We start from the raw sequence: 10587 nt of genomic DNA, 5'->3' as shown, positions 1-10587 counted from the left end.
ACGCTGGCGGTGATCGAGCCGGAGGCTTGCTCTTCGACGCTGTAGTTGACGTCGACCTGGTCGTCAGTGCCGGCTACCTGCGGGGTCTCGACGTTGACTTCCTTGAAGAAGCCCAGGCGCTCCAGGCGGGTCTTGGACTGGTCGATCAGGTAGGTCGAAGCCCAGCCGCCTTCCATCTGGCGCATTTCGCGACGCAGCACTTCGTCTTCGGTCTTGGTGTTGCCGCGGTAGTTGATGCGGTTGACGTAGGCACGCTTGCCCGGGTCGACCACGAACATGATGTCGACCGTGTGGTCCTGGTCGTTCGGCTGTGGCACGCCGTTGACGTTGGCGAAGGTGTAGCCTTCGTTGCCCAGACGACGGGTGATCAGCTCGGAGGTGGTGGTCATCACCTTGCGCGAGAACACCTGGCCCGGCTGCACCAGCAGCAGCGACTTGACCTGGTCTTCCGGCACTTTCAGGTCACCGGACAGCTTCACGTCGCGAACGGTGTACTTCTCGCCTTCGTTGATGTTGACGGTGATGTAGACGTGTTTCTTGTCTGGCGTGATGGACACCTGGGTGGAGGCGATGTCCATGTTGATGTAGCCGCGGTCCAGGTAGTAGGAGCGCAGGCGCTCCAGGTCACCGGACAGTTTTTCGCGGGCATACTTGTCGTCGTTCTTGAAGAACGACAGCCAGTTGGTGGTCTTCAGCTCGAACAGCTGGCCCAGGGTGTCATCATCGAACACGTTGTTGCCAACGATGTTGATGTGCTGGATGGCAGCGACGGTGCCTTCGTTGATCTTGATCTTCAGCGCCACGCGGTTGCGCGGCTGCGGCACGACTTCGGCGTCGACCTCGGCCGAATAGCGGCCCTGGGCCACGTACTGGCGCTGCAGTTCGTTACGCACACCTTCAAGGGTGGCACGCTGGAAGATCTCGCCTTCGGCCAGGCCCGATTGTTTCAGGCCCTTCATCAGGTCTTCGGTGCTGATCGCCTTGTTGCCTTCGATCTCGATGCTCGACACCGACGGGCGCTCGACCACGTTGATGATCAGCACATTGCCATCGCGGTTCAGCTGGATGTCCTGGAAGAACCCGGTCTTGAACAGGGAACGGGTCGAGTCCACCAGGCGGCGGTCATCGGCCTGATCGCCGACGTTCAGCGGCAAGGCACCGAAGACACTGCCAGCGGAAACCCGCTGCAGGCCGTTGACCCGGATGTCGGCGATCCTGAAAGGGGAGGCCTGGGCCAGCGAGGCTTTCAGCAACAGGATGGAGAGCAACAGGCGCGGGTAGTTCATCGGGGGTTCCAGACAAGCGGATTCGTAGGGGAGCAAGCGCGGGCAACCCGCTAGCAGCGGGCGATGAGGATACGGGCGGGCTGTGTACGGCGCGGTTAGCCGAGGGTAAAGATGTGTAAAGTCCGACCGGCCGGCGGTGACAGTGCCGGCCTGCGGGGCGATCATTACAGCCCCTGCAATTGCGATGTCTGGCCCCGATGATCCCTGTGCTGCTGGTCGACGACGACCGCGAACTGACTGAAATGCTCTCTTTGTACCTGGCGCGCGAAGGCTTTCAGGCCACTGCCGTGGATACGGGTGAAGAGGGCGAGACCCAGGCGTTGTCCGGTCACTTCCAGGTGGTGGTGCTGGATGTGATGCTGCCGGGTATCTCTGGCATTGAAGTGCTGCGGCGCGTGCGTGCGCGCAGCCAGGTGCCGGTGCTGCTGCTGACTGCCCGTGGCGACAACATCGACCGTATTGCCGGCCTTGAGCTGGGGGCCGATGACTACGTGCCCAAGCCCAGCTCCCCGGGTGAACTGGTCGCACGCCTGCGGGCGATCCTGCGCCGGGTGCAGCCGCATTCCACGGGTGAGGGCAGTGCGCCCGAACACGTGCGCACGGGCGCATTGAAAATGTGGCCGGGCCGTCGTGAGGCGCATTGGGGCGAAACCACGCTGGAGCTGACCGGCTCGGAGTTCAGCCTGCTCGAAGCGTTGGCCCGCCAGGCTGGCCAGCTGGTCAGCAAGCAAGACCTGTCACTCAACGCCTTGGGCCGGCCGCTGACTCGTTATGACCGGCGCATCGACGTGCACGTCAGCAGCATCCGGCAAAAGCTCGGCCCACGCGCCGACGGCAGTAGCTGGATCCAGAGCGTGCGTGGCATGGGCTACATGCTGATAGTCGAATGATGCGCCGGCGCCTGTTCTGGAAGCTGTTCCTGGCGTTCTGGCTGGCCAACTGCCTGACCTTCCTGGTGGGCGCGGGCGCCTTCATGCTCAATGAGTGGCGTGGCGATACCCCGGCGCTGCGTTCGCTGCTGGCCACCGAGCTGCAGGTACTGCAGCGTTATGGTGAGCAGCCCGGCCGGCAGTTGCTGGAGGTGTCGCCGCAGCCGCCGGATGTGCAAGTGGGCCTTTACGACGGCCAGGGCCAGTTGTTGGCAGGCAAAGCGGTGCCGGTCGTGCGTTTCGAGCAGGCGTTGAACGACAGTGAAGGCCGCCCACTGGTGCTGCGTGCTTCGGTGGCCACGGTGCTTGGCGAACCGCCGCGTCCTCGAGGCATGGGCCCGCTGTTTACCGGCACGCTGATGAGTGCGCTGTTTGCCTTCCTGTGCAGTTTGTACCTGACTCGCCCGTTGGCCTGGCTGCGCGAAGCCATGGGCCAGGTAGCTCAGGGCCGGTTCGATGTGCGCGTGAAACCAAGGTTGGGCAAGCGCCGCGACGAGATCGTCGAGCTGGCCGAGGACTGCGACCGCATGGCTGGCCAGCTCAAGGCCCTGGTGCAGGCGCAGCAGAACCTGCTGCACGATATTTCCCACGAACTGCGCTCACCGCTGACCCGCATGCATGCCGCCATCGGCCTGATGCGTCAGCAGCCCGACCGGCACGACATGCTGGAACGGGTGGAGCGTGAGTCACGGCGTATGGACGACCTGATCGAGCAGCTGCTGACCCTGGCCCGCGCCCAGGCGCGGCAGGGTGACAGCGACTTTGCCAGTGTCGATGTGGTAGAGCTGCTGGCGCAGATCGTCGAGGACGCCCGTTTCGAGGCGGGCATGAAGCAGTGCCAGGTGTCCTTGCACGCCCACGGCGCGTTTCTCATCCATGGGCATGAAGAGCTGCTGTACCGGGCGTTCGAGAACATCATCCGTAACGCCGTGCGCTACACCGCAGCCAGCACCGAAGTGTTGGTCGAGGCCGCGCTGGCGCCGGGCGGGCAATGGTTTCAGGTCAGTGTCAGTGACCACGGTCCGGGCGTGGACCCGGCGCGGCTGAAGCGCATCTTCGAGCCGTTCGACCGGGGCACCGACAGCAGCGATGATGGTTTTGGCCTGGGTCTGGCGATTGCCCAGCGCGCCATTATCCTGCATGGCGGCAGCATCTCCGCGCAGGCCGCAGCCAGCGGTGGGCTGCGGGTGCGTATCGACCTGCCGCAAGCCAGCGCTACTTGAAACCGGTCACCGTGTGGGGGACGTAAGGGGCCTGCAAGCGTGCCACTTCGTCCTCGCTCAGCTGCAGTGTCAACGCGCCCAGTGCATCGTCCAGATGTGCAGGCTTCGAGGCGCCGACGATAGGGGCGCTAACGCCGGTTTTACCCAGTACCCAAGCTAACGCCACTTGGGCCATTGGCACGCCCCGTTCGCCGGCGATTTGCTCGACCACGTCGATCACCCGGCCGTCTTCCACCTCGGTCTTTTCATAGAACGACTGCCCGGATACATCGCTGCGCGTGCGTGCGGTCTGCTGCCCATGCGGCCGTGTCAGGCGCCCGCGGGCCATCGGGCTCCAGGGCATCAGGCCGACGCCCTGGTCCAGGCACAGCGGGATCATCTCGCGTTCTTCCTCGCGGTAGATCAGGTTGAGGTAGTTCTGCATCGACACGAAACGGCTCCAACCGTTACTGACCGCCACCTGCTGTGCCTTGGCGAACTGCCAGGCGTACATCGACGATGCACCGATGTAACGCGCCTTGCCGGCCCTGACCACGTCGTGCAGGGCTTCCATGGTCTCCTCGATGGGGGTGTGGTAGTCCCAGCGGTGGATCTGGTAAAGGTCGACGTAGTCGGTGCCCAGGCGGGTAAGGCTGGCGTCGATGTTGGCCATGATCGCCTTGCGCGACAGGCCTTGTTCATTGGGCCGGCTGGCCCCTTCCCACATGTTGGCCGGGAAGAACACCTTGGTGGCGATCACGGTTTCTTCGCGGCGGGTGAACTCCTTAAGCAGTTTGCCGAGGATGCTTTCCGAAGTGCCGGCCGAGTAGCTGTTGGCGGTGTCGAAGAAGTTGATGCCTTGCTCGACGGCATGGCGAATGATGGGGCGGCTGGCGTCTTCGCCCAAGGTCCAGGGATGAGTACCGGCGTCGGGTTCGCCGAAGGTCATGCAACCCAGGCACAACCTGGAGATGTCCAGCCCGGTGTTACCCAGCTTTACGTATTGCATCGTCGTCTCCTTCAAGGGCGTTAGTGATGGAGTGAGCCTAACGCGGGCAGCCTTGCGCGAAAATTCCATATTGATGCAGGTCCAGTCCGCAAAAATTCACAAGCGCAGCAGTGGCCGCACCTGTTGCTGGAGGAAGTCGGTAACTGCCTTGATCCGTGGGGTGGCGCGCACGTCCTCATGCACTGCCAGCCAGATTTCGATGCTCATGGTCTGCTCGGGGCTGCCGGCTTCCTTCAGGCCGTGCTCGTGCGCCATGAACGCGGGCAGGCAGGCGATTCCGATGCCGCCGGCACAGGCTTGAGCCTGGATGCGCAGGTCATTGCTGTGCAGCACAAAGGGCTGCTGGCCGGCTTGGCGGTTCAGCCATCGTTGCTGTGGGGAACTGGCCTGGGACTCGTCGTAGCCGATGTAGCGCCAGGCCGCCGCGCTGGCCAGGTAGCTGGCCGAGGCGTACAGCCGGTAGTGCAGGTGGCCCAGCAGGATGACCACCAAGGTCGGTTCTGTGGGCCTGGCCAGGGCGATGCTGATGTCGGCTTCGCGGCGGGCCAAGGATGCCTTTGATTTGCTGCCCACCAGCTTCAGGCGCAACTGCGGGTAGCGCTGGTACAGCTCGCCCAGGCGCCGGGCGACGATGCTGCCGAGCAGTGCCGGTGGTGCCGACAGCACCACTTCGCCTTCCACCGCCTGTTGGCCGGCGCTGGCGAAATGTTCAAGGGCGAAGGAGGACAGGGTCATTTGCTCGGCTAGTTCGGCAACGCGTCGGCCTTCGTCGGTGAGCACATAGGCGCGGGGGCGCCGGTCGACCAGCTTTAGCTTGAGCGAGGCTTCGAGCGAAGCGATGCGCCGGGCTACGGTGGCGTGGTCGACGCCCAGGGCCTTGGCGGCGGCGGACAGCGAACCGGCCGAGGTGAAGGCAGAGAAATGACGCAGGTCTTCCCAATCGAACATGGAGGGCTCGGCAGTAGCTTGTGCAGAAGGGGGGTAGGGTAGCGTTTTTTTGGGGGCCACTCTGGATTGCGGTTGATTGGAGATTTTGGGGCTGCTTTGCAGCCCCTCGCGACACAAGGCCGCTCCTACAGGATTTGCATTTGCCTCGAAGGCCGTAATGTACCTGTGGGAGCGGGCCTCAGTGGCCGCCTTTCATCCGTCGCGCCACCAGATAGATGCCCAGGCCAACCAGCGCAGTCGCCGCGCCGATATAGCCAGTACTGGTCCAGCCCATGCCCGCAGTAATCGCCATCCCACCCAACCATGGCCCCAGCGCATTCGCCAGGTTGAATGCGGCATGGTTGGACGCTGCAGCCAGGCTCGGCGCTTCATGGGCAATGTCCATCAGGCGGATCTGTAGTGGCGCGGCCAGGGCAATCATGGTCCCCACCAGGCCGATACCCAACAGCAGGCTCCACAGCGCCTGGGCGGCGAAGGTGAAGAACAGCAGCACGGCGATCGACCACACCAGCACCAGCCCCACGGCGCGGAACTGCAGGCGGTCGAACAGTTTACCGCCGGCAATGTTGCCGACGATGCCGCCCACCCCGAACGCCGCCAGGCCGAACGGAATCCACTGTGGCGATACCTGGGTCACTTGCAGCATGGTCGGCGCCAGGTAGCTGAACACCGTGAACATGCCGGCGAAGCCGATCGAGGCGATGGCCAGCGCCATCCACACCTGTGGCAGGGTGAAGGCTTGCAATTCCTTGCGTGGGTCGCTGCGCACTTCGTCGTGGCGCTGCGGCACAAAGCGCCACACCAGGGCGATGGTGCACAGCGCGATGGCGCCAACCAGCACGAACGCCGAACGCCAGCCAAAGTACTGGCCCAGGTACGTGGCTACCGGGTTGCCGAGCAGCATGGCCAAGGTCAGGCCCATCATCACCCGGGCAACCGCACCCGCTCGCTGGTCCTTGGCCACCATGCTCGATGCTACCACAGCGGCAATGCCGAAGTACGCGCCGTGGGGCAGGCCGCTGATGAAGCGGAAGGCAACCAGGCTGCTGAACGAGGGGGCGAAGGCGGTCGCCAGGTTGCCAAGGGCGTACAGTGCCATCAGCAGCAACAGCATGTGCTTGCGCAGCAGCCGGGCGCCCAGAATCGCTAGCGTCGGGGCGCCAACCATCACCCCGAGTGCGTAGGCACTGATGGCATGGCCCACCTGGGGCTCACTTAATTGCAGGTTGCTGGCGATGTCGGGCATCAGGCCCATGATGGCGAATTCGCCGGTGCCGATGGCAAAGCTGCCCAGCGCCATGGCGGCTTCCATCTTTGCGACGGTGCCTTTACTGGGGAGAGGGGGTATTTCCTGGACTGACATCTGTATCCCTTTTGAAACATGCTGAAACGTTCAAGGCGGGATCATAGTCAATATTTGCCGGCAACGTCGAGAAGCTGACCGGCTTGGGGCTTTTGGCTCCTTGTTCGTGCGGTCTTGAATGGCCACTAAGTACTTGTTTCGACAGTTTCATCACCGGGTTACCAGGCAGAGTACAAAAGTACTCTTTTCAGATTTCCGGCACACAACAGCGAGCGCATAACTGAAATGCCGGGATGTTATGGCAAGCCGTACGCCAGCTCTTTTAGACTGCCGCCTGCGTGTGCCGACATCCGGCCCGCTTGGTCGATAAGGTTGCTTTAGTGAATGCTGGCGTACGTTTTCCCGGGCCCTTGGGCATTTTCTGGCTGGGGCTGCTGCAAATCCTGGTGTGGGGTGGTTCGTTCTTCCTGCTGGCGGTGATGGGTAAACCGATCCTGCGCGAGACCGGCTGGGACAGCGGCTGGGTATATGGGGCGCTTTCGCTGGGCCTGATGGTTTCGGCGCTGCTGGCGCCGCTGTCCAGCCGCCTTGTGGCGCGTTATGGCGGGCGCTCGCAACTGGCCGCCAGCGGTGTGGTAGTAGGGATGGGCTTGCTGGTGGTTGCCAACTGCCACAGCCTGCCGGTGTTCCTGCTGGCCTGGGTGATCATTGGCGCGGGGATGGCAATGGGGCTTTATGAAGCGCTGTTTGCCACCCTCGGTGCCTTGTATGCGGAACGGGCGGGGCGGGCGATTACCGGTATCACCCTGATTTCGGGGTTTGCCACCACCATCACCTGGCCGGTGGTGGCCCTGGCCATCGAGCAACTGGGCTGGCGCACGGCGTGTACGGCTTATGCGCTGGTGCTGATCGTTGCCGTGGCGCCGTTGTACCTCTGGGTGTTGCCGGCAGGCCAGCCCCCACACAAGGCCCAGGGCACGACGGTGACGAACGATCTGCCAGTGGACCGCCGCTTGTACTGGCTGCTGACCGCAATCTTTGCCATCGGCGCGATCATCATGACTGCTGTTTCGGTGCAGCTGGTAGCGGTACTGCAGGGCCAGGGCCATTCGCTGGCGGCTGCCATTGGCCTGAGTGCCTTGCTCGGGCCAAGCCAGGTGGCGTCGCGGGTACTGCAGATCATCGCCGGCAAGCGCCACCCGATCTGGACTGCACTGGTGTCGTCGGTGCTGGTCGCAGTCGGCCTGACGCTGGTGGCCGTGGCGCCGGGCGTGACCGCGCTGGGCCTGCTGCTGTATGGCTGTGGCAATGGCTTGCGGGCGATTGTCAGGGGGCTGCTGCCGCTGGCCCTGATGCCGCCAGCCCAGTATGTTGCGCTGATGGGCAAGATGTCGCGCCCCTCGTTGGTTGGCCAGGCACTGACGCCCTTGGTGGGTGGCTACCTGTTCCAGCACTTCGGCGCGACGGGTGTACTGGCAACGCTGTCGGCACTGGCATTTACCAGTGTCGTACTGGTGTTGCTGGTGATGCATGGCCTCCCGCGGCAAACGGCGTGATCACGCGCCACTCATTTGGCTAGCAAGGACGAACACGATGTCGGATGCACCACGTAACCCGTTGCTTATCGCTGGGCCGGCCGGCCAGATCGAGCTGCTGATCGACCACCCCGCCGGGCCGCCCAAGGGGGTGGTGGTGGTCAGCCACCCACAACCGCTGCTGGGCGGCACCCCGCGCCATATTGTGCCGCTGACCCTGGCGCGGCAGCTGTGCGCAGCCGGTTGGCAAGTGGTGCGGCCGAGTTTCCGTGGGGTAGGGCAGACACAAGGTGCGCACGACAAGGGTATCGGCGAAGCGCAAGACTGCATCGCGGTCATCCGGCACTTCTGCCAGGAGTTGCCGGAGCTGCCAATAGCCTTGGTAGGGTTTTCTTTTGGTGCCTATGTGTTCGCCCGTGTGGCCTGTGCGCTTGAAGGGCAGTTGCAGGCAGTGGCGTTGCTGGGGCTGCCGGTGGGTGATGTGCCTGGTGGGCGCTATTACGAGCCATTGCCGGTGCCTGCGGATTGCCTGCTGCTGCATGGCGAACAGGATGAAATGGCGCCGCTGGCCAACCTGTTGCAATGGGCAGGCCCGGGGCAACGGGCGGTGTCGGTTTATGCAGGTGCCAACCACTTTTTCAAGGGCTGCCTGGGGCGGGCGGCTGAGCAGGTGATCGCCCATCTGGCATTGAAAACCGGGCGCTGACAGGAACACCTGCGTCGGTCTGGCACCGGCGTTGCCAGTGTTCGCGGCTAAAGCCGCTCCCACATCGGTCGCGCTCGCTTCAAGGCATGCGCCAACCTGTGGGAGCGGCTTTAGCCGCGAAAGGGCCGGAACAGGCTAGCCTCACCGCTCCAGGTAATGCGTCTGCGCAGCAAAGTCGATGAACCGCTTGCTGGCCAGCGAGAGGTATTCCCCCGAGCGCCAGCACAATCTGAAGCTCATCTGCTGCGCGGGCCGGAACGGCACCCCGACAATGCCCGGCGTGCGTTGCTGGACCGAGCGCAGCAGGGTCGCCACCCCCATGTTGTCCAGCGCGGCCTGCACCACCAGCGAGACGAAGTTGCTCTGTAACGCCACCTGGTAAGTGATGCCATGTTCGGCGAAGAACGCGTCCAGCAGGTGACGTTGAACGAATGTGCGGTCGAACACCACCATGTCGGTATTGCGCAGGTCTTCCGCCGTGAGGAAGGCCTTACCGGCATAGGGGTGGTCGGGGTGCATGCACGCGAGCATCTCGTCACTGCCCAGCAGGATCGATTCCTTGTCGGGGGGCACGCGCCTGGACTCCAGCAATGCCAGGTCGATTTCCCGTTGTTCCAGGCGATGGCCAATGTCCTCGGCACTGCCTTCGAACACGGTCATGGCAATGCCTGGAAACAGCCGGCGGAAGGCATTCATCAACCCGGGCACATAGTGCAGGCCGAACATGGGCGGGATGCCCAGGCGCACTTCGCCGCGCTTCAGGTCGGCCATGTCACGTAGCTCTTGCCGGGCAACATCCATTTCGCGCAGCGCGGACGCAATGCGTGGCAGGAACTGTTCGCCCTCGGCGGTGAGGATGACTTTGCGTGTGGTGCGGTTGAACAGGGTCACGCCCAGTTCTTCTTCCAGCCGGGTTACGGCCATGCTCAGCGCAGGCTGGGCGATGTGCAAATGCTGCGCAGCCTTGGTGAAGCTGCCCTGGCGCACGATCTCGACGCAGCAGCGCAATGCCTTGAGGTTCATTGAGGCGTTCTACCATTCATAACGAACTGTGATGCTAAGCATCATAACAATATATTTATTATTATTAACCAGAGGGCCTACGATGCGCGCCACTGAGACATCCTGCAATATCTCAGTCACGCAGCGAAATAAAGCTGCAATCCCACAAAGATTTTGAGGTAGTACCCCAAATGGCCAAGGCCGCCGATGTCGTTGTGCAATGTCTGGAAAACGAAGGTGTCGAGTATGTGTTCGGCATTCCTGGTGAGGAAAACCTCGACCTGCTCGAATCCCTGCGCAAGTCGAAGATCAAGCTGGTACTGACCCGTCACGAGCAGTCTGCAGGCTTCATGGCTGCCACCTACGGCCGCCTGACCGGCAAGACCGGCGTCAGCCTGTCGACCCTCGGCCCTGGCGCCACCAACCTGGTTACCGCCAGCGCCTACGCCTACCTGGGCGGCATGCCGATGATGATGATCACCGGGCAGAAGCCGATCAAGAAGTCCAAGCAGGGCCGCTTCCAGATCATTGACGTGTGCGGCATGATGGACCCCATCACCAAGTACACCCACCAGTTCGCCTCGGCCGACAACATCCCGGCCCGCATGCGCGAAGCCTTCCGCCTGGCTGAAGAAGAGAAGCCAGGTGCGGTACACCTGGAACTGCC

General features: G+C 63.2%; 10 protein-coding genes. 5 read left to right on the top strand and 5 right to left on the bottom strand.

The window, feature by feature from the left end; all coding sequences use genetic code 11:
• Positions 1–1286: outer membrane protein assembly factor BamA (gene bamA / locus E8E78_RS15420; protein ID WP_280312025.1), on the bottom strand; the 1286-nt coding region annotated here is incomplete at its 3' end.
• 197 nt (positions 1287–1483) lie between these two features.
• Between bamA and E8E78_RS15415 the strand changes: the two genes are divergently transcribed.
• Positions 1484–2176, top strand: a complete 693-nt coding sequence (locus E8E78_RS15415; protein WP_049274470.1) for a response regulator transcription factor — start codon at positions 1484–1486, stop codon at positions 2174–2176.
• A complete protein-coding gene (locus tag E8E78_RS15410) occupies positions 2173–3438 on the top strand; it encodes a HAMP domain-containing sensor histidine kinase (protein ID WP_049274469.1) in 1266 nt (421 codons plus the stop codon). The genes E8E78_RS15415 and E8E78_RS15410 overlap by 4 nt, the downstream gene beginning before the upstream one ends.
• Here the strand turns inward: E8E78_RS15410 and E8E78_RS15405 are convergent.
• The 3 genes from E8E78_RS15405 to E8E78_RS15395 form a co-directional block, all read right to left on the bottom strand.
• Entirely contained in the window at positions 3431–4426 is a 996-nt protein-coding gene (locus E8E78_RS15405; RefSeq protein ID WP_059396398.1) for an aldo/keto reductase, read from the bottom strand. The two genes, E8E78_RS15410 and E8E78_RS15405, sit on opposite strands and share 8 nt — an antisense overlap.
• Positions 4427–4522: 96 nt before the next feature.
• Entirely contained in the window at positions 4523–5374 is an 852-nt protein-coding gene (locus E8E78_RS15400) for a LysR family transcriptional regulator (RefSeq protein ID WP_280312029.1), read from the bottom strand.
• A 178-nt stretch (positions 5375–5552) separates the two neighbouring features.
• Positions 5553–6737 (bottom strand): MFS transporter, encoded by a 1185-nt coding sequence (locus E8E78_RS15395; RefSeq protein ID WP_041167740.1) that lies wholly within the window; start codon positions 6735–6737, stop codon positions 5553–5555.
• A gap of 371 nt (positions 6738–7108) precedes the next feature.
• Here E8E78_RS15395 and E8E78_RS15390 point away from each other — a divergent pair, with 371 nt between their 5' ends.
• Both E8E78_RS15390 and E8E78_RS15385 read left to right on the top strand, forming a co-directional pair.
• Positions 7109–8233 carry an MFS transporter gene (locus E8E78_RS15390; RefSeq protein ID WP_280312036.1) on the top strand — a complete coding sequence of 375 codons (1125 nt, stop codon included), beginning with the start codon at positions 7109–7111 and terminating at the stop codon, positions 8231–8233.
• Between the two features lie 37 nt (positions 8234–8270).
• Positions 8271–8918, top strand: coding sequence for an alpha/beta fold hydrolase (locus tag E8E78_RS15385; RefSeq protein ID WP_049274466.1), 648 nt, complete (start codon positions 8271–8273; stop codon positions 8916–8918).
• A 141-nt stretch (positions 8919–9059) separates the two neighbouring features.
• Here E8E78_RS15385 and E8E78_RS15380 read toward each other — a convergent pair whose 3' ends face one another.
• Positions 9060–9941 carry a LysR family transcriptional regulator gene (locus tag E8E78_RS15380; protein ID WP_016499819.1) on the bottom strand — a complete coding sequence of 294 codons (882 nt, stop codon included), beginning with the start codon at positions 9939–9941 and terminating at the stop codon, positions 9060–9062.
• A gap of 170 nt (positions 9942–10111) precedes the next feature.
• On the opposite strand from E8E78_RS15380, the gene E8E78_RS15375 reads away from it, so the two are divergent.
• On the top strand, positions 10112–10587 hold a 476-nt coding region (locus E8E78_RS15375; RefSeq protein ID WP_268989031.1), incomplete at its 3' end, for a thiamine pyrophosphate-binding protein.

The sequence above is a fragment of the Pseudomonas sp. BN505 genome (genome assembly GCF_029873175.1).
GTDB lineage: Bacteria > Pseudomonadota > Gammaproteobacteria > Pseudomonadales > Pseudomonadaceae > Aquipseudomonas > Aquipseudomonas putida.
Note: the sequence above shows the minus strand (reverse complement) of the source record. Positions and strands in the feature narration are given on the sequence as shown.